This window comes from Fulvivirga sp. AWR4_260, assembly GCF_056158185.1.
Window position 1 is genome coordinate 3,846,025 of record NZ_JBSWSU010000015.1, and the last position, 25,414, is coordinate 3,871,438.

Consider the following 25,414-nt stretch of genomic DNA (forward strand, 5'->3'; position numbering starts at 1 on the left):
AACCTGAAAACAGGTATTTCGATACTTTATCCTATTAAGTGCATAACACCTGAAAGCTTTCAACTCATATATTAAAGCCGCTTAGGAAACATCATAAACTTACAAGTTTGTGGTCCCGCTAGCACTGAAGGTAGTCATTTCTAAAAATGACATTTGTTAGGAATGATTTATTAGACAAACCAATAATTGCAATCTATTCTTATCTCTAAGCTATGGTTTTACAAAGTTATTGACTTGGTTTTTATAGAGTTGGCCAATAGGAATTAATTGATTAGCAAGTAAAATACGGTTTCCTTCTACACTCTTTACCTTATCTTTAGCTATCAGAAAGGACTTATGAACTTGCATAAATTTACCTGCTGGCAATTTGGCTAGTAAGTCTGAAATTTTAATTCTTACCATAACACTTTCTCCTGTCAGCACTACCTTACAGTAATTTCCTGCAGCTTCTACATAGCAGATTTCATTTACCTTTACCTGTACATGCTTTTTGCCTTCATAAAGAAAAATATGCTGTTCAGAGTTATCCACACTGTTCACAATCTGCGTTTTTTCCTCCGCAACGGCCCTATTAACCGCTTTCAAAAACCTTTCAAAGCTAAATGGCTTCAGCAAATAATCAGATATTTCCAACTCATATCCTTCTAAGGCATACTCCTGATAGGCCGTGGTAACTATAATTTTAGGAGCCCTAGGCAATGTTCTTAAAAAATCAAAGCCCTTAAGCTTGGGCATATTCAAATCCAAAAATATTAAATCCACACTATGCTTTCGGAGGTACTCTAAAGCCTCCAGAGCATCATAACACTGATATGCCAGGCTAAGCCCAGGAAGCAGATCACAGTAATCTTTAATTATTTCATGAGCCATATGCTCATCATCTACGATCATGTACTTGCTCATATTCTTATCATTAAATTAGCCTTAAATACTGCATTTTCTTTACTCAAATGCAAAGTGTGCCTTTGAGGGTATACCAACTCTAACCTTCTTTTGAGGTTTTTTAAACCAATACCATTGCCATTTTCATCGGCTTGTTCATCATAATTATTAACAGCTTCTAATTTAATCATTTGACGATCAACTGCTAAAACCACTTTTATATATGCATTAGCTCTAAGGCTTTCCACTCCATGTTTAAAAGCATTTTCTATTAAAATAATAAATAGAAGGGGTATTACAGGCACATTTTCATCCTTCAGCTGTAGGTCTAACGTCACATCAAATTGTTTGTGATATCGCATTTTTTGAAGCGCAACATAATTTTGTAAATAAGCAATTTCCTCCTTTATGGGCACCTCTATTTTCTCTGCCTCATAAATACTATAGCGCATCAACTCAGATAACTTCAGTACCACCTGCTTTGCTCCATCTGCATCTTTGCCTATCATTCCATACAAATTATTGAGCATATTAAAGAAAAAGTGCGGGTTCACCTGATTTTGTAGGTACAGCACTTCATTTCTTATCTTTTCATTTTTCAAATTTATGATGGACTTTAACTGCAGAGCAAGCCATATTAAGGCTACAACTAAAAGTAAACTATAGTACACCATTACCGCAATGCCCACCACAGAAGGAAATCCTCCGAGAAACATTACCGATTCTTTACCTAAAAAAATGATTTCGTAAGTGGTAATTCCTATTGGCAAGGCAATAGAAAATGCTACCAACACTTTTACAATCAGCCATAGATTATTCTTCAACCTGTAGATCATGCTGCAAGGTAAGGAGATAAAACATTTTCTGAGATTAATAGTGATAAACACCTACTTATCAGGGCTCAACCTCATCGAGAATGTGATAAAACCATTTACTCACGGGATAAAAGCTTTATAAGCCTATAATCAACCGATACATCACTTTAATTTATCTAACTTAATAATGCACTACATCTTCGTCTAAAAGCAATGTTGAACATTAAAACATAGAAGAAGATGAAGAAAACAATTTTGCAATACCTAAAACATGCTGGTATCACTATAGTATTGCTGCTAGCTGTTACTATAATTATTGGATTGTCTATAGGCGCCAGAGCAACTTTTAATCACAACTCCAAACGTTTAAATTTTGATGGTGAAGGCCCTTATGTTTTTTATAAAAATGACAGCTTATTGCATGTAAAGTATATCAAAGGCAATAAAGACGATGGTTTCTATATCAAAAACTCTAAACACACTACAGACAGCCCCTTTCAAACAACGGTTCATTTCCCTTTAGATTCTACATTTTTTAATGTAGAGATTAACCCTGTGGTCACTTCAACTCCGGTGATTTACAATGACCACAACAATATTCTGGCAATTTCTGATATTGAAAGTGGCTTTAATACATTTCGTGATTTTCTCATTCACAATCAGGTTATTGATCATAACCTCCATTGGACATTTGGCCACAATCATTTGGTATTGTTAGGCGACTTTGTAGATAGAGGCTTCTCCACTACACAAGTGCTTTGGTTAATATATAAAATGGAGCAAGAAGCTAAAAAAGCTGGAGGCCAAGTTCATTTTATCCTCGGAAATCATGAACTCAAAAACATGTATGGCGATCATCAGGCAGCAGCACTAAAATATACTTTTGTGGCAGCTATGCTTGGCACAAGCCAATCCAAGCTATACAATAAAAACTCTCTTATGGGCCGGTGGCTGGCAAGCAAAAATTGTATAGAATATATCAATGGAAATGTTTTTGTCCATGGAGGTCTACATCCTGACGTAGCAAAATTAGATATGGACATTTCAGAAATAAATAATTACTTAAAATCAACCTATGGATATGCTCCATATCCTAAACCAAATGCAGATGAAAAAGAGCTGTTAATATCATCTAAAAAAGGAATATGTTGGTACAGAGGGTATTTCAAAGAGAACCTTTCGGAGGACGAAGTAAACGCACCGTTAGAAAAGTTTGGTGCAAAAGCCGTTATTGTAGGGCATACGTTACAATCCAGAGTATCTAAATACTATAGAGGAAAGGTATTTGCAATAGATGTATATCACCCCAAAGACTATCATAAAAACTGGCCTAGTGGTGACTCCGAAGGTTTGCTAATAAACGAAAATGGTTACTACAGGGCTTTAGCTGATGGTAGCATTGTTAAGCTTTGAATACTAAACCACTTGATACATCAAGTGGTTTTTTAATTTACATTTCAAGTATCAGCTTATGATCTTCTCAAAATCAGTTTTAATCTCATTGCAAAAGTTCACTGAATTGTGCGTACAATTATTCATTACAATAGGATCAAAACAAAGGATATCAATTTTGGAAGGGATAAATTCTTTACACTGCAAGTGAGTGTACATATTGAGGGCAGCTTTTGAGGTAGCATAGGCGGTGAGGCAGTAGTTGGAGTAGCAAAAGGCCTCATCTTTCATCTTATTAATATCTCCCATAGCGCTGGTGATATTAACTATCTTAGGGTGCTCACTTTTCTCTAGCAACGGCTTCAGTAATTGAATAATTCTTATTACTGCAAAAAAGTTAATCTCATATACAGTTTTGATATCCGTTAGGTCTAGCTGGTCTATCTTTTGCCCAAAGCCATTGACGACCTCTGCATTGTTAATCAGCAAATCTAACTTACCGAAAGAAGATTTTAGGCTTTCAGATAAATGAGACAGACTTTCTACTGAGGTGAAATCTGTGTCTATCAATTGGTATCCTCTAACGGCCTCTCCTTCTTCTGCCAGCGAATGAAAACACTCTCCACATGCCGCCAATATCACCTCGTAATTATTTTCTAATAAAATATTAGCAAAGGTCTTTCCTAATCCATTCCCTGCTTCTGTAACTAATGCAACCCTATTCTCATTCATAACATTCCTAGTCTAATTTCATATAATCTATCAAATGTTGCTCCTCAAAAGGACAATTTTAATGTGTTTATACAATATGAATATCAATCTATAGCTCTATTTTGTTCAGTTTCAATCAACTATGTTTTTCTATATTGGTTGGGCGTAACCCCACTCAACTTTTTAAAAAACCTTGTAAAATGAGTTGGTTCATGAAAATTTAGCCTAAAGGCAATTTCCGCAATATCCAACCCTGAGTATTTAAGTAAACTTTTACTTTCTACTAGTAACCTTTCATTTATAATATCTTTAGCACTCTTCCCAGTTATCTTTTTCACTGTGGTGGTCAGATAGTTGGCCGTAATGTTCAACTCCTCTGCGTAGTCACTCACATTTTTAGTATCTACATATCGCTTATTGACCAAAGACTCAAATTTATTAAAAATAATATGAGATCTTGACAAATGATTTTCTGTGGTTTTATTTCTTTCAAAAATAGCCTTACAGAAATAAAGTAAAGAGCCCAGCATCCCTTCCAACATTTTCTCTTGGTATGGATGCGGATTTTTAAATACAGAATGCATCCGCTGCATATCAAAAAGCATGGAATTGTGCTCTTCTGTTGTTAACAGAAAGGAATTGTGCTCAGAAATCTTGAAGAATGGAAAATCATTTACCATGTTCAGAAAAGAATTTCCAAGAAACTCCTTCCTGAACATGATAAAATAGCCAGTCATGTTCTTATCCCTTAACCACGAAAATACCTGGCCGGGTACCACAAAAAACAAAGTGTACCCATTCAAACTTAGCATGTTGGTGTTCACGTTCAGCTCAGTATCTCCCAAATAGCTTAACACACCTATTTGATAGAAACCTTGCCTATATGGCGCCATGCACCTTCTGGATGAGGGTTCCATATCTTCAACAGCAAAAATATCAAAGTCAGGTATGTGACTACGATGTGGAAAATCAATAGCACCATACAACTCATCAAATGTTTCAAATACGGGTATATCTGCCCTCTCCATTCAGTTTTTTTACGAAATTTATAATTGTGATAAATGCATCAGCAAATCTGATTTTGCCTAGCAAAATTTTTAATTCAGCTTTTCACGGCCATCTGCTTTCATTGCATCTAACTTTTGCTCCAATTCATCTTCTGTTACAATTTCCCAGCCACCACCTAGCGCTTTATATATGGCTATGAGTGATGTAGCGGAAGAAATTTCACTTAAAGCCAGTGAATTCTCCACTTGAAGTAAGGCATTGTCAGCACTGAGGTAATCTATAAAGTTATCAAGGCCGGCATTGTACCTATCTCGGGCAAACTGTGCAGCCTCTGAACTGGCCCTGGAAGACGTTTTTAATACCTCTCTTCTTCTAAGCTCTTGCGTATAGTTGCTCAATGAAGTTTTTATTTCACTTAATCCTTCTAGCACTGTTTTTTCATATTGATTTAGCGCTGCAAGTGTCAATGCATCATCTCTTTTAATCTGCTGTCTCACCCTTCCTAAATTAAACGCGGCCCAGCTAATGCTAGGAAACACACTCCAGGTGAAGGACTCATTGGTTCCGAAATGAGAAAAATCCACTGCTGAAAACCCAATAGATCCGCCAAACTGGATATTAGGATAAAGATCTGCTACAGAAATATTGTACTGCGCTATTCTTTGCTGTAACACCGCCTCTGCCCTACGTACATCAGGCCTTCTTCTTAATAACTCCTGAACATTGCCTAGTGCTACTGATGAAGGCAGACTAGGTAACGGTTGTTTAGTTACGATGGAAGCATCCAAATTACCCGGAACCTCACCTACCAATACACTCAAACTATTTTTCAACGCCTCTATTCTCGCTTCTAATGGAGGTATACTGGCACGGGTAGTTTCTAACTGTGCTAACGCACGAGAAACATCAAGGTTGTTGCTAGTACCGGCCTCAGACAGTTTAACTGTTAAATCATAAGTATCTTGCTGACCTTTTAAGTTTCGCTGTGCAATATCCAATAGATATTGTGTGCCTCTTAAGGATATATAATCATTAGCTACTTCAGCAAAAATGCGGGTATAAACAGCCTGCATATCTGCTAGTGCTTGCTGAGAATTAGCATAAGCACCTTTTACTCTATTAGATACCCTTCCAAATAAATTGGTCTCCCAAAAAGCATCGAAACTAGCACTGTAAGTACTGTAAGTAGGGTGTGCTCCTGGCACAAAAACACTCTCCCCGAGACGGGTTCTTGTATAGCCGCCATTAGCAGTAACCGTTGGGTAGCGATCAAACTTAGTAGACTTTAGCAGTGCTCTGGAAGCTTCAAAATTAGCTACAGCACTGTTAATATCGAGGTTGTGCCCTCTAGCCCTTTGAATTAGAGTATCCAGCACCGGATCATTAAACTCAGACCACCATGCTGCCGATGTAGCTGTGGTATTAAAGAGAGAGTCTGAAATACCGTTTTCCAGATAATCATCTTCAACCGAGACGGGCATTTTGGAGGCATAATCTTTCTTTTTTATACCACACGAAACCGCTAACAATGTAAGGGCTAAAAAGAAGGCTGTCTTTTTAGCTCCATTTATATTTTTACTATTCATTATATGCTGATATTTTTTTCTTTATTGGGGTTAGAAGTCCATTTTCTTCCCAAATAATAGAAGACTGGAGTTAAGAATATTCCAAATATGGTCACCCCTAGCATGCCGCTGAATACTGCCATCCCTAGAGAAACACGTAACTCAGCACCTGCACCTGTAGCCAATGCCAACGGCACCACTCCTAGTATAAATGCCATGGCTGTCATCAAAATAGGTCTTAACCTAAGCTTAGATGCCTCAATCACAGCCTCTTTTAAGGCCATACCTCTCTCTTCCAGCTGCTTAGCAAATTCTACAATCAAAATGGCGTTTTTACTGGCCAAACCTACCAGCACTACCAAACCGATCTGCACCATAATATTATTGTCTAAACCAGCAAGATCAACACCGATCATGGCTGATAATAGCACCATTGGCACAATAAAGATCACCGCCAGAGGCAACACCAAACTTTCAAACTGTGCAGCAAGCAGTAAAAACACAAATACTACCGCCAAAAGGAAAGCTATGCCTGCCGTATTACCCGCCATTTTTTCTTGATAGGCAATTTCTGTCCATTGGAATGAGATACCCGCAGGCAACACCTCTGCTGCTAATTCCTCCATTCTATCTAAGGCTTCACCAGAGCTATAGCCCGGAGAAATATTACCATTTAATGATGCTGAAGGGTAAAGGTTAAACCTCGGAACTCTCGATGGCCCAGCGATGTCTTCTTGCTTAGCAATAGACCCCAAAGGCACCATACCGCCTTGATTATTACGTACCCTTATTTTTGATATATCTTCAGGAGTAAGCCTGTTTGGCGCATCTGCTTGCGCTGTAACCTGATAAGTTCTACCCAAATAATTGAATTCATTAACAAAGGCAGACCCCATGTATATTTCTAATGATTGAAAGATATTCTGAACGTCTATCCCCAATTTTTCAGCCTTTTCACGGTCTATATCCAAATACAACTGAGGTGTTTGGTTATTAAAGAATGTAAATACATTACTCAAAACAGGATCTTGATTGGCAGCCATTGCCAGTGCATTAGTAGCTTCAAGAAGTTGTGCCGTTCCCAAGTTGGCCCTATCTTGCACCATCATTTTAAAACCCCCAGCATTACCAATACCTCTTACCGATGGCGGTGGAATAACGATAACAATAGCATCATCGATCTGAGCTAATTGACCTTGAATTGCACCTAATAATGCTCCATACTCAAGCCCCTTTTCTTCTCTTTTCTCAAACTCCTCCAGCACCAAGAAAACAGCCGCAACATTGGAAGAATTGGTAGATGATGCTCCATCCAACCCTGCAAATGATACCGCAGTTTCTACACCATCAATTTCCAAAGCATTGTTCAATACTTTTTGCACCACTTTATCGGTTCTTGAAAGTGAAGACCCTGGAGGCAACTGTATAAGAGTAATGAAATACTGCTGATCCATTCCTGGAATAAATCCTTTGGCCACTCTATTGAACTCTAAACCAGTAATAGCGATAAGACCAAAATAGATAAAAAGCACTACTACCGAAGTTCTAACTAACTTCTGCACACCTTTACCATAACTGGTAGAAAGCTTATCCATAAAGCTATTGAATGCATTACCAACATACACAAAAGGCTTTAATAGGAAGAATACATCTTTGCTGCTTTTCTTCTCTTCATGTCTCATTAAAAGAGCCGCCATAGCCGGGCTTAATGTCAATGATACAAACACCGAAATGGCTGTAGCCACCGCAATGGTCATCCCAAATTGCTTATAAAACTGACCTGATATGCCATCAAGAAAAGCTGTTGGAATAAATACGGCAATAAGCACAAGACCAATAGCCACCAAAGCTCCTCCCACTTCGTCCATGGTTTTGAAAGCTGCCTGTTTAGGGGTGTTACCTTCTTCAAGATAACGCTCCATATTCTCTACCACCACAATGGCATCATCCACCACAATACCAATAGCCAATACCAACCCAAATAATGTTAAAGTATTCAACGAGAAGCCTATTCCTTGCATAACGGCAAATGTTCCAATCAATGAAACAGGTATGGCCAATATGGGAATAATAGCTGCTCTCCAAGATTGTAAAAAGAGCAAAATCACCAAAACCACGAGAATTACCGCCTCAAATATGGTGTGATATACTTCATCTACCGATTTTTGAATAAACTCTGTAGGGTTATAAGCAATTTCATATTTAAGGTCTTCAGGGAAATTAGCACTCAATTCCTCCATTTTTTGCTGAATGGCTGCTGCTGTTTCTAACGCGTTACCACCTGGCTGCTGAAATATAGGCATGGCAATAGCTGGGTTTTTACCCAAATAACCTCGAGTAGCATAGTTTTGAGCTCCAAGCTCGGCACGACCGATATCTTTTAGCTTTACAATTCTCCCGTTTTTACCTGACTTGATAATTACATTTTCAAATTGCTCAGTCGTAACCAACTTTCCTTGTGTTTGTATATTTACCTCAAAAGCAGTTTGACTACCTGAAGGCAAAGTATTTAAAGTACCGCTGGCAATCTGAACGTTTTGCGCTCTTAATGCAGCTACTACTTCACCTGCAGTAATATCTAGATTGGCAATTTTATCAGGGTCTAACCAGATACGCATAGCATATTCGGCCGCTCCAAAAATTTGAATATCTCCAATTCCCTTTATACGAGCAAGCTCATCTTTAAGCTGCAATACAGCGTAGTTACCCATATAAGTTTGATCATATGTACCGTTAGGAGAATACATATTCACTACCATAAGCATATCAGGAGATACCTTTTTAGTAGTAATACCCAAGCGCCTTACTGATTCAGGTAATCGTGGCTCTGCAATGGCCACTCTGTTTTGCACCTGTACCTGTGCTCTATCCAAGTCAGTACCTAAGTCAAAAGCTACTTGTAATGTTACTCGTCCATCAGCTGAAGATTGTGAAGTCATATAAATCATATCTTCTACTCCATTGATTTCCTTTTCTAAAGGTGCCGCAACATTTTCAGAGAGTGTCTGAGCATTGGCTCCTGGGTAGGTAGCTACAACTTCTATGGTAGGCGGAGCTACATCAGGAAACTGAGATACCGGCAACGATACGTAGGCCAATCCTCCAACGATGAGCACGAGCACGCTCAGCACCCCCGCGAAGATTGGTCTTTTTATAAAAATGTGACTAAATTTCATATTTGATTTATTTTGAAAAATGGGCAATAAAATCCCAGGCTTCGTACTGTCAATCAAAAAACTGACAGTAGAAACTACTTTGCTAAAACTTAACTATGCAGTTATTTTTATTGACCGATAAATGTGTAGGTTTTGGTGTTTGCTACAGCTTATGCTTAATTATTTAGCAGCAAGGTCAGTCTTCACAGGATCAACAACCACCCCTGGTCTAATCTTTTGAATATTGTTGATAATGATCTGATCATTTTTATCTAATCCTTCTCTTACAATTCTTAACCCATTACTATGCAAAGGCCCCAAGGTGACATTTTTAGCAACAACCTCATTGTTTTTACCCAAAACATATACATAACGTAACGACTGGTTAGTACCGATAGCTTCATCAGGAATCATCACAGCATCATGCTTGGCGCTTCCTAATATTCTGGCCTTGCCAAACATTCCAGGCTCTAATAAATTATCACTATTATCGAGTACTGCACGACTTTCTATGGTACCTGAGTTATCATCAATTTCATTATCCACAAAATCTAATGTAGCCTCATGTTTAAAATCATCTTCATCTGACAATTTGATTTGCACTGGTATTTCGCCCGATCTGGCCGCACCACGCTCACCATTGCGCGCCAAGCGTACATATTTAAGGTAATCAGACTCACTACCTGTAAAATAGAAATGAATAGGATGAGTAGCCACAATGGTGGTTAACAATGTAGAATTAGCACTTCCTCCATCAATAAGGTTGCCTTCATTAACTCTATCACGACTTACTAATCCCGAGATAGGAGCTCTTACTACGGTAAATTCTAAATTTAATTTAGCATTGTCCACTTTAGCCTGAGCCAGCTGAATACTAGCCTCTGCGTGTACCAAGGCTTGCTGTCTTTGGTCAAATTCTTCTGTAGATACAGCGCCTGTTTTACCTAGTGACTCTACCCTGTTAAAATTATCTTTGGCAATTTTTAAGGTAGATATAGCCTGTGCATAATTAGCCTTTGCCTGATCTAGCTCTATTTTGAAAGGACGCTGATCTAATACAAATAGCACCTGTCCTTTCTTTACTTGCTGACCTGCCGTAAACTTCACTTGTTCTAAAAATCCGCTTACCCTGGCACGAACTTCAACACGATTACTAGCCTCAAAACGACCACTGTATTCGTCCCACTCAACAATTTCGTTAAAAACAGGAGCTGCAGTTTCCACCTTTAGCAATGGCATAGCTGCTGGCTGAGCTTCTTCTTCAGCGTCATCATTTACAGTGAAAGCTAAAACAATAGATATAATTATTCCTAAAAAGACAAATACGCCTATCTTTTTAATACCTAAATTCTTCATTTTGTTTCCGTTAAATAGTTTCATGATGCAAACCTATCTCAAGACCAAGGCTTAGCTATAACCATTATTTCTTATAAAATGACCAAAATCTCAGAAAAGGGATTTTGGGTGAATTCAGGCAGGTTGATTTTATTAAATTTTGATTAAAAGTTATAAAATTAAATTTGCCTTCTTGCCTTTGTATATTTTGAGTGTTATCCTCAATATTCTTTTCTTACAGAAGCTCTACGACTAAAACCAAGTATTTTTTTTGTACCTGAGCCCAACCTATGAAAAGGCTGTTCACTATTTCACAGGCTTTAACTTTGTGTTTTCTAACTCTTTTTTTTGCAATCCAATTATAAATTCATAATCACCGATTAAATCGATTTAACTGATATTCAAAGGGTTACAACATCACAAAAAGACCATTATGTAAACAACAAAATACAAGTTAACATCATGACAGTATTGTTATTTAGAATGATTTTAAATAACTATGCAGTATGAACTCTGCTGACAGCCAAATAATTTCACTCATCCTTAAAGATGATATCCGTGGGTACGAGCTTTTATTTAAAAAATATTATCTCACATTAAAGAAAGAAGCGGAAATTATTCTTAAAGATAAAACGGACGCAGAAGACATTACACAACAGCTTTTTCTTGAAATATGCAAAAAACAGCTGATTACTAAACAGGTAGAAAACTTATCGGCCTACCTGATAAGGGCTATAAAAAACAAATCATTTAATTTACAGAGGCGTAATAAAAAGGAAGTTCATTTTCAGGAGTTTCCTGAAACTATAGATGGCTCATCCAATCCGGTACAGCAGCTTACCGCCAAAGAAATACAAGAAGCCCTTCATATTAACCTGGTCTTTTTACCCCCAAAGTGTAGGCAGGTTTTTGAATGGAAATACCTTCAAGGTTTTTCTAATAAAGAAATAAGTGAAAAGGCTAACATTTCCATCAATACCGTTGATAATCACCTTGCCAAAGCTATCAAATTACTGCGCCCTAAACTGTCAGCTCACTTTAATGAGGTCGATTATATCCTCTATTTGATAGCTGGAATGCACATTTCTCTCCTTATTTAAAAAAATTCTAGATAAGAGTAGTAGATTTTTGACACTTATGTGTCTGTGAGTAAAGCAGGTAAAAAAATACCAATATTATACTTACAGAAATCAACCAATGACCCAACACGAAGACGAAGTCTCAAGAAAGTGGCAAGAAATAGAGCCTCAAATACAGGAAATAATTGCTCGCAGAAAAAAGACAGCCAAAACAGTATGGTTTAACAGGCCATTATCTTATGCTGCCATTATTAGCCTGATAATAATAGCATCTTCCGTATTATATATTTCTAATTTAACAGTAACCACTACAACCAAGGCTGACCAGAGCTTGGTAATAGTCTTGCCAGATGAAAGTGTGGTAACTCTTAATGAAGGCTCTAAACTTACCTATCCTAAATATAATTTCTGGTTTAAGAGCAATCGTGATGTGATACTTGAAGGTGAGGCCTTTTTTCAGGTTCATAAAGATTCTCTAAAACCATTTCAAATACATTCACCACATCTTACCACCAAAGTGTTGGGTACTAGTTTTAATCTGCTCGACTTTAAAAATACGTCTCCCAGTCTTTTAGTAGTAGAAGGTAAAGTTAGATTGACTCACAATAATGAAAACATGATTGTTACTGGTGGCGAAGAAGCTCATTTTGCAGATTCTCACTTACATAAAATAATATCAGAAAATCATAATGCTTTGGCTTGGAAAACCGGCCTACTGGTATTCAAAAAAGAAAAAATTCTTACTGTAGTTAACACCTTACAAAAATACTACAAGAGAAAATTCATCATTAAAGACAAATCCATTTTAACCAGCCAGTTTAGTGGCACCTTTAAAGAACCTACCTTATCTCAATTTCTTGAAGCTTTTGAATACACCATGGGTGTTCAAGCTACCTATCAGGGTCAAGATATAATACTTACCAAAAAAGAAGCTAGTAATTAAATAATGAAGTACCTAAAAAGAAAAATAATCCTGACACAGGTGATTTTATACCTGTGTGGCGTTAGCTCTGTGGTGTTGGGACAGGAATCTCTTCTTCAAAAACACATTTCAATACAGCAGGCTGGAAGCATTCAAGAGATACTAAACACCCTTACCAATGCACATGGCATTGCGTTTAGTTATAGCGATGATAAAATACCATTAAACAAGCAGGTAAGTATAAAAAAATCAAACACCGCGGTAAAAGAGGTGCTAAAAGAGTTGTTTAAAGGCACCAACGTACGTTTTAAAGCCTCTTCAGGTATGGTATTACTAAAGGTAGTAGACCAAAAATCAGGTCAACAACTTATCGGAGAAGTAGTAGACTATGAAGGTAATGCCCTTCCCGGAGCTAGTATTATAGTAAAAGGCACTCACTTAGGGACTATAGCTAGTGCAAGTGGCAAGTTTGGCCTTCGCATGCCCGGTAATGGCTATGACACTCTCATTGTTTCTTTTATAGGTATGAAAACACAACACGTATATGTGGGCTCCAAAACCAAAGTACGCATTACCATGGTGGAAGACCTAAAAGAGCTGAACGAACTTGTAATAACGGGTTATAACATTGAAAAGCCAAAATCAGAAATAGTAGGTAGTATCTCTCAGGTAAATGCAGATGAGCTAAATGCGGATCGCCCCATTGAAAGCTTCGAAAAACTTTTAGAAGGTAAAATAGCAGGTGTGCAGGTAGAATACACCGGAGGTGGCGAAGCCGGCTTGCCAGTTTCGGTTCGGGTGCGTGGTCAGGGTGCTTTGCTGCCCAGAAGCAATCTCCAAAGAGCTACATCCAGCGAGCCTTTATATATTCTGGACGGGGTACCGCTGTATGATATTACAGTATCTTCTACTTATAGTGAAGCTACAGCTAATGAACAAAGGCTAAACCCACTGGCCGCCATTAATCCTGACGAAATAGAAAGTATAACCGTACTCAAAGATGCCGCAGCATCTGCTATATACGGTGCCAATGCAGCAAATGGTGTTATTCTCATCACTACTAAAAAAGGAAAAAGTAATGAGCTAAAGGTAGATTTCAACTATTCTCGAGGCATTTCCAAACCTATAAACGCTATGAAGTGGCTGAATAGCGAAGAATATGTGATGCTAAGTAAAGAAACCTATATGAATAGTGGCTATACAGAAGAAGAAGCCGAAATAGAAGCGGGATCTGCTGATATTTATACCAACTGGAATGACCTCATTATGAGAGATGGCATAATGCAATCGGCCAGCCTAAGCATAAGTGGTGGAAGCGATAAAGTAAAGAGCAGGTCTTCTCTGTTTTACAAGAAACAAGAAAGCATTTCAAAAGGCAATGACTTCGAGAACTTCGGTGCTAAAACTGGGGTTCAGGTTAGCTTTTCTGATAAACTAAAAATGGATTATAATATGCTTTTTAGCCTGCATAGGAAAAATGCGCTTAACGTATTTAGTTATGCCCAGGCTCCTCCTAACTTATCTCCTTATAATGATGATGGCTCGTATAACAACTCAAATTACTTCGCCAATCTGCCCAACCCTGTAGCTGTACTGGCACAAAATGAAAATTATCACAAAGGTCTTAGCAGCAATAACAGTATCAGATTTTCTTATTCCCCTATTAATAACCTCACTATTAGCGCTCTGGGAGGGATAGACTATTACAAAAACAGGCATACCATCTATAAATCATCCGATAATATAACTGCCAGCCGTCTCGGAGGCTCTTTAAACATAGTAGATCGGGAAAATTTACAGTGGATAACCAATTTTCAGGCTCGTTGGTCAGGCTTCATAAACGAGACACACCACTTCACCGCTATGGGCGGTATGGAACTGAGAGAACAAACCACCGATGTTTTAAGGGGTTACGGCTCTGACTTTATGTATGAAGACTTACACACCCTCACCAGTGCCTCTAACAACACTTCTGCTTCGCTGCAGGAAATAAACAGTGCTGTATCCTACTTTGGAGAGCTGAGCTATGACTATAAAATGAAATATATCATAGCGCTAAATGCGAGAAACGATGCCTCTTCCGTTTTCGGGGGTGATGTTAGAAACGCCAACTTCGCTTCTGTAGGTGTTTCATGGAATGTGAGTAAAGAACCCTTTCTGGAAGGTAATAAGCTTTTGACTTTGCTAAAACTACGCTCCTCTTACGGCTCCACCGGTAATTCAAAAATTGGGGTCTACGCAGCTAAAGGCACCTACCGAATAGATGCAAACTATGCTTATGGTGGCCAGATAGGAATTATTCCGGCCACGGCAGAAAATCCGGACCTCACCTGGGAGAAAAACCTAAAATATAACCTTGGTCTGGATATGCAGTTTCTCAACAGACTGGATTTCACTGTAGAGTATTACCAAAATAATGTGATGGATGCCATTACAACTATAGATGCACCCTATGAAAACGGCTTTAGCTATGTAGATGTTAACTATGCTAACCTAAGAAATACCGGGTGGGAATTTACTCTGGGTACTTCTATAATCAATAAAAAGCAATTTGAATGGAATGCCAGTGCTAACCTATCCTTTAATAAAAACATTATCACCAAGCTTAAGCTAGATCAGGAGTTAATTACTTTCACCTCCGGCACAGGGTACATAGTGGGAGAAGATACCCGCACCATTTATGGACTAAAATATGGTGGTGTAAACCCCGAAACAGGAACGAGAAGGTGGTACACTAAAAAAGGAGAACTTCTTACCGAACAAATAAACAGCAACGGAACTAATACCTACTACGATGAAGATGGGAATTTGATAGAGAACTTTATGAGTACCGATAATATGGTGCCTATTGGTACCGGCAGCCCTAAGCTCTATGGTGGCATTACTCAAAACATTCGTTACCGAAATTTCACACTGAGCATTTTAACTTCTTACTCGTATGGATCAGACATTGTGCTTAGCAATAAAAACTGGGAAAGCAATGGAGAAGCAATGGGCACATATAATCAAAGCGTTAATCAGCTTGACCGATGGCAGCAGCCGGGTGACGTCACAGATGTACCTATGCTCAGTAAGAACCACAGGCAATATGGCCCCATTACTTCTAACAGCGTTTTTGATAATGATTATCTCAAGCTTCAAAATGTATCACTTAGCTATAGACTGCCCTCCGCTATTGCTTCCAAGCTGCACTTAAACTCTTGTCAGGTTTACTTACAAGGTACCAATATTGGCTATCTCTACTTCGGAAAAAACAATCCTGACAGGAACGGTATAGCAGAGTATAAATACCTTTTCCCCGAGAACAGAACTATCACCACAGGCATTAATCTCAGTTTTTAATAATGAAGAGCTTAACAAGAACAACCATCATCTGGGCAGCATTTTCACTGCTATTATTTTCCAGCTGCGAAGATTTTCTGTATCAGGACCCTAAAGAGGAGATATCTAAAAACGATGCTCTATCTACCATTGATAATGTAAAGCTGTCATTAAATGGCACTTATAATATGTTATCATCATCCAATTACTGGGGCAGGTTTTATCCTATCTATGCCGAACTGATGGGGGGTAATGCCAAGCCTACTTCTAAGAACGAAAGTTATTATGAAGACATCTATAACATGAATATCGCTACCAGTGAAGATGATGTCAAGTATACCTATCGGGATACGTACGAGGTAATTCTGGCTGCCAATAATATAATAGAAGCCATGCCAGAACTGACAGATGGTACGGAGGAAGAAAAAAATCAGGTTCTGGGTGAAGCCTTAGCTATTCGGGCTCTGGTGCATTTTGATCTACTCAGATTATATGCGCAACCTTTTAATTACACAGATGATGCCAGCCATAAAGGCATTGTACTCAGAGGCAGCTATGCCGCTATTGACACAGAAACAGCAAGAAGCTCCGTAGCTAAAGGTTATGAATTGGTCGTAAATGACTTGCTTCAAGCCATTAGCCTGCTAGATAACTTCTCTACTTCCATATATTTTTCCAGGCAGTCTGCTCAGGCTTTACTGGCTAGGGTATACTTATACCAAAATGAATGGGCCAAAGCTGCTTCTATGGCCTCAGAAGTGATCAATGCACAAGTTGTAAACCTGGCTTCTTATGATGATTACCTTAGTATATGGCAAAACGGATATCGTGAAAATGAACACCTGCTCCGGCTGGATAATTCCAATATTACAATCACCACATTATCTACCGTATGGGGGATTAATAGTACTTCAGAGAACTATCTGCAAGCCTCAGAAGACCTGCTCTCGCTCTATGAGCCTGAAGATATAAGAGGGCTCAACCATGCTATAACTATAAATGATGATGATGATTATGCCACTCAAAAATACCCCTCAGGAGATGCTGCTAATACCGCTAATGATGTAACCCTACTAAGACTTTCTGAGGTGTATTTAATACGTGCAGAGGCCTATGCAGAGCTAAAGCGCAGTGCACTGGCACAAAATGACCTTAACCTGATACGGCAGAGAGCAAACCCTGATGCAGCTAACATTACTTTAACTAATGAAGCACTGGTGGAAGAAATACTGCTTGAAAGAAGACGAGAACTAGCCTTTGAAGGTCATTTACTATTCGACCTTACCCGAAAGAAAAAAGGAATCTCTAGGCAAGACTGTAATTCTAATATTTATAACTGCACCGCTGACTATCCGCAATACAGATTTGTGATGCCCATACCTCAGGATGCCCTAAACATTAACTCAAAGCTGGAAAAAAATGAGGGCTATGACTAAGAAAAATGAGCAATTACCGCAAAATATTCACAAAGAAAACCTTACATCAATTAACATATAAAAATGAATAATTTCCAATATTTAAAAAAACTGCTTTCAGTATGCTTATTACTCAGCTTATTGTTCTCCTGTAAAGACGATGATGATGACGTGTTAAAAGCTACCATCACTCTGGAATCTTCTACTTACACACTATCAGAAGGTGCTACAGAAGCGCTAAGCATCCCTGTTTTACTTTCTCAGGCATGGCCGGAAGACGTTACTATTAACTATAGCCTCAGTGGTAGTGCTATTGAAGGTACCGATTTTGAAAGCATTAGTAATAAATCTGTAACCATTGCTGCCGGAAGCACGCAGGCCACTATAGATATAAAACCTATAGATAATTATGCAGTAGAAGAAAATGATAGAAATATAATCTTAAAGTTGACTTCTCCTGGTATAGACAATGTAACACTGGGCAATATTACAAGCACAGAAATCAACCTTCAGGATAATGATGTGGAAGGTGCTTTGGTAGCTACTTTTGAGGCAGCCACCTATACTACTAATGAATATTTAGAAGAAACCGTTTCCGTAAAAGTAATATTAAATACCATTGCCCCTGAAGATCTGGAGATAAGCTTTACGCTATCAGGTACAGCTAATGCTGGCACTAACTATATCGCTCCTGAAGCACAAACCGTGATGATACCCGCAGGAGCTAACTCCGGAACTATAAACGTTACCATCGCTGACTCTAAAAGCTATGGCGCCTCTTCAACCTTAAATTTAAAACTAGAAAAAGGTGAAAATACAAATCTAACGCTGGGTAGTGAAAGCTCTACTACTATACAAATTATTAACCCCACAGTGGATATGAGTGTTTGGATTGATCAATCTGATTCCTTCCATAGACTATATACTTATAACACCTTTGATGATGTAGCAGTGCCAGCTACAGGCAGAAAAAATAGCGACCCGGCTGCAGGCATCATAATGGACGAGAGTTTCGCCTTCACCTATTATGGTTATGCATCTGACAATAGTGCCGATCCAAATATGTTTGGCTTCAGGCATTCATCATGGACAGAAGAAAACTACACCGCTACTACCAATGCCTTTAACATGCCTGATTTCTACAAAGACAATGACTATCCTAATACCATTGATATGAATACGTCTAGCAAAGCGGGTCTATACATTTTAGAAGCGATTAGGTTTGTACCCACTTCTAGCAATGTTACATCGGGTGTGGTAATTGTACCAAAACAAGCCGTAAGACTATATAAAGTAGATGAAACAGATGATGGTATTGATAACCCTGAGTATTTCGAAGTAGAGATAGAAGGCGAAGGCACCTACTCTTATGATGAAACAGATAAGTCTGGGGTTATAAAAATCAGCGTTACTTTTGATGAAACCAGCATTGGTAACGGCATCCAAGTGAGGCACTTTGAAATACCCACCGAGAGAAGAGCTTCTGCAGGGTAAATAACATTCAAAAAAAAAAATTAGATTATAACATTTTAGCCCAAAATAAAGCATTTGTACTTAACATGTACAAATGCTTTTGGTATTTGAATACATGAACAGAAAAACAATATTACTCCTCTCCGTCTTAGCTTTTTCTATGCTGAATTTTCAATACTTATACCACGCCAATAACAGCATTAACAATTTAAGAGAACTGTACTCACAGCCCCGTGACCAATGGCCATCCCCCACTGTAGATAAAAGTGCCGTATTCTCAGAGCTTGCCCCCTTACCCAGTATGATTTACCCGAGCTCCAATCCATATAGCAAAAAAAAGGCTCAATTAGGAAAAATGCTTTTCTTTGACCCTCGTCTATCCAAATCAGGCTCTATTGCCTGCGCCTCTTGTCACGACCCGGAACTAGGCTGGGCTGATGGCAAACCCCGCTCTTTTGGGCATGAGCGCAGAAGAGGCAAAAGAAATGCCATGTCAATCATAAATACGGGCTATTTTACTTCTTTTTTCTGGGATGGTAGAGCTCACACCTTGGAAGAACAACTGCTTTTCCCTATTCAGGATCACTTGGAAATGAATATGCAGCTTGATACACTAGTGGCACACTTGAATAAAATTGCGGGCTACAAGAAATTAGTAAAAGAAACATTTGGTGATACCAGCATCACTATCACCCATGTGCAGCAGTCACTGGCCACCTTTGAGCGCAGCATAGTAAGCAGGAAAAGCGCATTTGACCAGTTTTTAGAAGGAAAAACTGCAGCACTATCTGATCAGCAAATATTAGGCTTACACCTATTCAGAACCAAAGCCCGGTGCATCAACTGCCACAACGGCCCTCTTTTTACCGATAATCAGTTTCATAACAACGGGCAATCACACCTAGGCAGACCATCTGAAGACTTAGGCCTCTTTCTCATCAGTGGTGATACCGCAGATGTGGGGAAGTTTCGTACCCCTTCCTTAAGAGATGTTACCTTTACCGGCCCTTGGCTACACAGTGGACTACTATTTCAACTTAAAGAGGTAATAGGCATGTACAATGACGGCATGCCACAGGTTATACCCAAAAGTCAAAACGACTCTCCACTATATCCCGAAAAATCACCATTACTAAAGCCTTTAGGGCTTAATAATGAAGAAAAGGAAGCAATATTAGCCTTTCTGGAAAGCATCTCTACCAGACCTTACAGGGTTTCTGTACCCGAATTACCACAGTAGCACTTCATCGGTTTACCCTTGAAATAATTGATGTACTAAATATGAAAACGCCACATCTTACCCAAGAGAACCACAAAGTACCATCATGCGATGGTATTAGATACATAAAAAAATAGCGGTTGACCTAACAGTTCAACCGCTCAATTACCCTTTAAAAGACAAAAGAGTAATAAACCTACGCCAATAGGTCTTTCATCCCAAATGCGCTAATACCTTTTGCATATTCAACTTTGACAGCATCATTGGCAGCTTCCACAAACTTGCCGGTTGCCCTATCCACCACGGTTCTAAGCGGTCTTTGTCCCTTCGGCAGCTTAATCAACTCCACTACCGCATCTGCCACTTCCTGAGGGTTTGGTTTTATGGTGCTAAATATCTCGCCAATAGCCTCTCCCATCTTATTAGGATATTCAGCAATTGAGGCATAGGCTTCCATCACTGAAACATCAGAGCCAAAGTTATTCTTCTGCGACATTTCAGTAGGAAATGGCCCTGGCTGAACGAGCGCTACATCTACTCCAAGTGGCCTTACTTCATAATGCAAGCCTTCGCTCAAGCCTTCTATCCCAAATTTGGAAGCACTATACATAGCTGAAAAGGGGGCAGAAAATCGCCCAAATCCACTCGAAATATTCACTATCAAACCCTCTGACTGCTTACGCATGGCTGGCAACACTAATTTCATAAAACTCCAAGGCGCAAATACATTGATGTCAAACAATTCTTTTACTTCTGCCTCAGTAAAACTTTCCGCCACTCCCACTCTCGTAAAACCTGCATTGTTCACCAACACATCTATCGCTTTTTCCTTTTCAAGAATACTATCAACAGCATTTTTCACACTAGAAGAATCTGTAAGCGTAACATCCAGAACGGTGATGTTTTCATGGTCAGAAAGCGCTTTTGCCTTGTCTGCATTTTTCCCTTGAGTATCTCTCATAGTCGCATATACTTGATGCCCTAGGGCTGCTATACTCTTGGCCGTAAGCCACCCAAATCCACTATTGGTACCGGTTATTAAAACGATCTTTTTGCTCATTTTTTATCTATTTAAAATAATGAAGCAAAGGTTCACAACTTAAAATTGAGAGTGTTTACCATATGGTAAAAAGCATTTTCTAAGGAAGATTTCTTCTTATTCTGCTTAATGATTGCTGAGTAATACCCAGATAAGAGGCCACATAAGAAAGGGGAACACGGTTGGCTAATGTTGGAAATTTCTCGATAAATGATAAATACCTTGTAGTAGCATCTTCTGATACCAAAGGACTCCTCCTATCTATGACATTCATCAGACACTTTTGAAACACTTTGGACACGATTTTATCCCAATCTACAATGGTATGACAGATTTCGTCCCAATCTTTTTTAGAGAAAACCAGCAACTTGCTATCGGTAATTGCCTGCACATATTCTGATGTAACCAGCTGTGCGTCAAACTTCTGATAATCAGTAATGAAATTATACTCGTCTACAAAATAGTTGGTAATTTCCTCTCCATTGTTGTTATAGTAGCACGAACGAAAAACTCCCTCCAGAATAAAACCAACGTACTTAGGAGCCTTACCAGCTTCAACAAAGTATTGGTCCTTTCGAAGATTAAACTCCTTTGCTCTGCTTCGAATAAAATCGAGCTGCCGTTCATTCAGGTTACCAAACTGCAAAAGATAATTTATCAATTCTTCCATACACAAAGGTTAGTGATTGGCAAGATAGTTCATTTACCATTTGGTAAAAAATGAAGAACTGCTCCATGCCCAATAGTTAAATAGCTGCATTACATGTTATAAGTATTCACTCATAAGTCAGTTAAACCATTAGCCAAACTCCATGGGTTCTATCTTTGAAAAGTTGCTAAAGGACTCAAGCTCTTCAAAAAACCTGTTCGTAAACTAGTTCATTGCTTGTAAGTAGTGTTCTAGAAAGTTTCTTCTTGGCGCTTTCGATCAGTTTTTCGTGAAGATGAACTGGAGTGCGTATTTAGAGAGAAATAAGGAAAAGAAAAGTATATTTTCATTCTAGCGAGGTAAGTGCTACTTTTTATCGATTTGTACCAATAACTATAAAAAATAGAGGTAGTTACTTCATCGCTGAAGTAGCAAAATTACCCTACAGCTAAAGCACCTACTCCTAAAAACAACAAAACCCCACCGGCATTAAAACCAGATGAGGCTCATCTATTTTTTGTATACAAGTAACTTAGATAGCAGTATATCCACCATCCGCAATGAAATAAGAACCATTACAGAAACCTGCTTTGTCAGAACTAAGAAACAATACAAGTTCAGCAATCTCTTCTGGAGTACCCAACCTATTAGCCGGTGCTTTTGCTGCAATAGCTTGCTTTGCGGCATCGTCAAGATTTTGCTCTAAAAGTGGTGTTAGAATATACCCAGGGCCTACGGCATTACAACGAATGTTTTTCTGCGCATATTCAGCGGCTATATTTTTGGTAAGACCTACTACTCCATGCTTGGCAGTGGTATAAGCCACACTATTAGGCGCTGCCACTGTACCATGTACTGAGGCAATATTAACAATGCTACCACCTCCATTTTTCTCCATTTGCTCTAGCTGATACCTACATCCATAAAAAACACCACTAAGGTTAACAGCTATTACTTTATCAAACCCTGCTATATCATATTCTCCTGTAGGCTGAGCCGGGCCACCAATACCTGCATTATTACATGCAATATCCAACTGCCCGTATTTTTCAACAGTTTTAGCTACCAGATTTTTGTTATCCTCAGGGCTAGACGTATCAGCCTTTATAAAAAATGCTTCGCCTCCTGCTTTGGTGATTTCTGCAACCGTGCCATTACCATGGTCTTCATTTATGTCAGAAACAATAACTTTTGCTCCCTCAGTGGCATAAGCTTTAGCTATGGCTTTTCCAATACCCGAACCTGCTCCTGTAACTATGGCTACTTTATCTTTTAATGTTGTCATTTTAATATATGAATGGTTACTGCTATAACGAATTGATAGTGAAGAGAGTTGAGAAAAAGTGCATTGTTTATAGGGCTGGCAATATCTATGTTTAAACACCGTAATCACTTTTACTAACGGCAATTCTCTTTTTCATAAATCATTCATCATCAGTAGTATATGAAAAACCCGAAAATGTATAAGTAATAACCGGAAATGATCAAAGGTAAGCCTTATGGTATGAGGATTTTTGCTGCGTATTTAAATTTAAAATCATGCAAAAAACAGTATTGATTACCGGAGCTTCATCCGGTTTTGGAAAAGAAAGCTCTAAGATATTTCATGAAAAAGGATGGAATGTAATAGCCACCATGCGAAACCCTGAAAAGGAAGAAGAGCTCAATAGGCTAGATAACGTATTAGTAGTGAGGCTAGATGTGCAGGACTACTCTTCCATACAAACGGCCATTGCTGCAGGAATTGAAAAATTTGGAACTATAGATGCTTTGGTTAACAATGCAGGGTATGCCGTAATGGGTATTTTTGAATCTGCCACCGAAGAACAATTACTTAATCAGTATGAGGTAAATGTTTTTGGCATGATGAAAACCACTCAGGCTGTATTGCCTTACATGCGAAAGCAAAAAGATGGTGTTATAGTCAACATTTCTTCTGTGGCAGGTCGCGTGGGCTTCCCATTTGCAAGTATATATGAAAGCTCTAAATATGCTATCGAAGGATTTTCGGAAGCATTGTCTTTTGAGTTATTTAAGTTGGGCATTAAAGTAAAATTAATTGAACCAGGATCTTCTGTCACTAATTTTGGCCATGCAAAAAGCAGCACACCTCAAACTATTGAAGATTACAATATCACCATGGAAAGATTCTTTCGAAACTATCAAAAGAACACATCTGGTTTCAGAACAATAACACCACAAGAAGTAGCGTCTGCCATTTACGGATCTGTCACAGATGACAGTTATAAATTAAGGTATGTGCTTGGTGAAGATTGCACGCATTTTACAAACTATAAAGCCCGACATTCAGAATCAGAATTTATAAATTACATACAGAATTTCATGAACTAACACGCTAAAACCGAACATTTAAATTGGAAAACAACATTGTTGACATAAAATCAATCTCTGACCTGCACAGAGTTTATGACTATGGTAAGCCTAAGCATCCATTGGTTACTATCATAGACTTTGCTAAAAATCAGCCTTCAGAAAATAGAAGTGCAAGGCACTATCGCACACATTTGTATATAATTTTATGTAAACAAGCCAAGGGTGATATGAAATATGGTGCCGGCCATTACGATTTTGAAGAAGGCTCACTGTTATTCATGTCGCCCAATCAGGTTTTTAAAAATGAAACAGAAATTAAAGTAGCCGAAGGCTGGGGCGTATTCGTCCATCCAGATCTACTTTATGGCTCTTACTTGGGAGAAAAAATACACGACTATTCCTATTTCAATTACGATGTAAACGAGGCTTTACATGTATCTGTAGAGGAAAAAATGATTTTGCAAGACTGCAGAGACAAAATCATAAAGGAATACGAGCAAAATATAGATCAACATACACAAACACTAATTATCGATAATCTCCATTTATTGCTGAACTATTGCAAGCGCTTTTATGATAGGCAGTTTCACACCAGAGCAAAAATTAATAGTGATGTAGTGCAGAAGTTTGAACGGTATTTGCAAGATTACTTTAACCAAAACCAGTTAATAGAAACAGGACTGCCAAGTGTAAAACATTTTGCTGAAGCACTGCACCTGTCCCCTGACTATTTATCTGATTTATTAAAAAAATCGACAGGAAAAACAACAATGGAGCACATCCATTTACAAATAGTAGACAAAGCTAAAGGTGTACTCCTTGCAACAGAAAAGCCCATTAGTTCAATAGCCTTTGACCTTGGTTTTGAGCACCCCTCTCATTTCACAAAACTTTTTAAGTCTAAGACCAACTTATCTCCAAAAGAATACAGGCAAAACTATCGTTAACGCATAAAATGCTGTATAAAATCAATATTCAAGCCTGTTATCTTATCTCGCTCTTTTAATTTCAAAAAACACTTTAAAGCATAAAAACCAAAAGGGAGAAATAGAGTGCATTTTATGCTATTCTATTTCTCCCTTTTAAAATTAAAGTCTCAT

Annotated in this window: 19 protein-coding genes; 9 read left to right on the forward strand and 10 right to left on the reverse strand. The window is 38.5% G+C overall.

Annotated elements, in window-relative coordinates; translation table 11 throughout:
• Positions 1–210: 210 nt before the first annotated feature.
• Together ACXACQ_RS22075 and ACXACQ_RS22080 are read right to left on the reverse strand one after the other, a co-directional pair.
• A complete protein-coding gene (locus ACXACQ_RS22075) occupies positions 211–903 on the reverse strand; it encodes a LytR/AlgR family response regulator transcription factor (RefSeq protein ID WP_474978177.1) in 693 nt (230 codons plus the stop codon).
• Positions 900–1,718, reverse strand: coding sequence for a sensor histidine kinase (locus ACXACQ_RS22080; protein WP_474978178.1), 819 nt, complete (start codon positions 1,716–1,718; stop codon positions 900–902). Before ACXACQ_RS22080 ends, ACXACQ_RS22075 begins: the two co-directional genes overlap by 4 nt.
• A 219-nt stretch (positions 1,719–1,937) precedes the next feature.
• Here ACXACQ_RS22080 and ACXACQ_RS22085 point away from each other — a divergent pair, with 219 nt between their 5' ends.
• Positions 1,938–3,110: a metallophosphoesterase gene (locus ACXACQ_RS22085; RefSeq protein WP_474978179.1), complete on the forward strand. Its 1,173-nt coding sequence runs from the start codon at positions 1,938–1,940 to the stop codon at positions 3,108–3,110.
• Positions 3,111–3,161: 51 nt separating this feature from the next.
• Here ACXACQ_RS22085 and ACXACQ_RS22090 read toward each other — a convergent pair whose 3' ends face one another.
• The 5 genes from ACXACQ_RS22090 to ACXACQ_RS22110 form a co-directional block, all read right to left on the reverse strand.
• On the reverse strand, positions 3,162–3,821 hold the full coding sequence (locus ACXACQ_RS22090; RefSeq protein ID WP_474978180.1) for an SDR family NAD(P)-dependent oxidoreductase: 660 nt from the start codon (positions 3,819–3,821) through the stop codon (positions 3,162–3,164).
• Between the two features lie 119 nt (positions 3,822–3,940).
• Positions 3,941–4,828 carry a helix-turn-helix domain-containing protein gene (locus ACXACQ_RS22095; RefSeq protein ID WP_474978181.1) on the reverse strand — a complete coding sequence of 296 codons (888 nt, stop codon included), beginning with the start codon at positions 4,826–4,828 and terminating at the stop codon, positions 3,941–3,943.
• Between the two features lie 69 nt (positions 4,829–4,897).
• Entirely contained in the window at positions 4,898–6,394 is a 1,497-nt protein-coding gene (locus ACXACQ_RS22100; RefSeq protein ID WP_474978182.1) for an efflux transporter outer membrane subunit, read from the reverse strand.
• A complete protein-coding gene (locus ACXACQ_RS22105; protein ID WP_474978183.1) occupies positions 6,394–9,549 on the reverse strand; it encodes an efflux RND transporter permease subunit in 3,156 nt (1,051 codons plus the stop codon). Before ACXACQ_RS22105 ends, ACXACQ_RS22100 begins: the two co-directional genes overlap by 1 nt.
• A 159-nt stretch (positions 9,550–9,708) precedes the next feature.
• Positions 9,709–10,884, reverse strand: a complete 1,176-nt coding sequence (locus ACXACQ_RS22110) for an efflux RND transporter periplasmic adaptor subunit (RefSeq protein ID WP_474978184.1) — start codon at positions 10,882–10,884, stop codon at positions 9,709–9,711.
• Positions 10,885–11,369: 485 nt separating this feature from the next.
• Here ACXACQ_RS22110 and ACXACQ_RS22115 point away from each other — a divergent pair, with 485 nt between their 5' ends.
• The 6 genes from ACXACQ_RS22115 (at position 11,370) to ACXACQ_RS22140 (ending at position 20,313) form a co-directional block, all read left to right on the forward strand.
• Positions 11,370–11,963 (forward strand): RNA polymerase sigma factor, encoded by a 594-nt coding sequence (locus ACXACQ_RS22115; RefSeq protein ID WP_474978185.1) that lies wholly within the window; start codon positions 11,370–11,372, stop codon positions 11,961–11,963.
• 97 nt (positions 11,964–12,060) lie between these two features.
• Positions 12,061–12,885, forward strand: a complete 825-nt coding sequence (locus tag ACXACQ_RS22120; RefSeq protein WP_474978186.1) for a FecR family protein — start codon at positions 12,061–12,063, stop codon at positions 12,883–12,885.
• A 3-nt stretch (positions 12,886–12,888) separates the two neighbouring features.
• Complete coding sequence (locus ACXACQ_RS22125) at positions 12,889–16,206, forward strand: SusC/RagA family TonB-linked outer membrane protein (protein ID WP_474978187.1); 3,318 nt, start codon at positions 12,889–12,891, stop codon at positions 16,204–16,206.
• Between the two features lie 2 nt (positions 16,207–16,208).
• Positions 16,209–17,621, forward strand: a complete 1,413-nt coding sequence (locus ACXACQ_RS22130) for a RagB/SusD family nutrient uptake outer membrane protein (protein ID WP_474978188.1) — start codon at positions 16,209–16,211, stop codon at positions 17,619–17,621.
• A gap of 63 nt (positions 17,622–17,684) precedes the next feature.
• Complete coding sequence (locus tag ACXACQ_RS22135) at positions 17,685–19,094, forward strand: Calx-beta domain-containing protein (RefSeq protein WP_474978189.1); 1,410 nt, start codon at positions 17,685–17,687, stop codon at positions 19,092–19,094.
• Between the two features lie 139 nt (positions 19,095–19,233).
• Positions 19,234–20,313: a cytochrome-c peroxidase gene (locus tag ACXACQ_RS22140; protein ID WP_474978190.1), complete on the forward strand. Its 1,080-nt coding sequence runs from the start codon at positions 19,234–19,236 to the stop codon at positions 20,311–20,313.
• 175 nt (positions 20,314–20,488) lie between these two features.
• Here the strand turns inward: ACXACQ_RS22140 and ACXACQ_RS22145 are convergent, their stop codons facing one another.
• The 3 genes from ACXACQ_RS22145 to ACXACQ_RS22155 all read right to left on the reverse strand — a co-directional run bounded on the left by ACXACQ_RS22145 (position 20,489) and on the right by ACXACQ_RS22155 (position 23,265).
• Positions 20,489–21,352: an SDR family oxidoreductase gene (locus ACXACQ_RS22145; protein WP_474978191.1), complete on the reverse strand. Its 864-nt coding sequence runs from the start codon at positions 21,350–21,352 to the stop codon at positions 20,489–20,491.
• Between the two features lie 79 nt (positions 21,353–21,431).
• Complete coding sequence (locus ACXACQ_RS22150) at positions 21,432–22,001, reverse strand: Crp/Fnr family transcriptional regulator (protein ID WP_474978192.1); 570 nt, start codon at positions 21,999–22,001, stop codon at positions 21,432–21,434.
• 511 nt (positions 22,002–22,512) lie between these two features.
• Complete coding sequence (locus ACXACQ_RS22155; RefSeq protein WP_474978193.1) at positions 22,513–23,265, reverse strand: SDR family NAD(P)-dependent oxidoreductase; 753 nt, start codon at positions 23,263–23,265, stop codon at positions 22,513–22,515.
• A 254-nt stretch (positions 23,266–23,519) separates the two neighbouring features.
• Here ACXACQ_RS22155 and ACXACQ_RS22160 point away from each other — a divergent pair, with 254 nt between their 5' ends.
• Together ACXACQ_RS22160 and ACXACQ_RS22165 are read left to right on the forward strand one after the other, a co-directional pair.
• Positions 23,520–24,332, forward strand: a complete 813-nt coding sequence (locus tag ACXACQ_RS22160) for an SDR family oxidoreductase (RefSeq protein ID WP_474978194.1) — start codon at positions 23,520–23,522, stop codon at positions 24,330–24,332.
• Positions 24,333–24,355: 23 nt separating this feature from the next.
• Entirely contained in the window at positions 24,356–25,261 is a 906-nt protein-coding gene (locus tag ACXACQ_RS22165) for a helix-turn-helix domain-containing protein (RefSeq protein WP_474978195.1), read from the forward strand.
• Positions 25,262–25,414 lie beyond the last annotated feature (153 nt).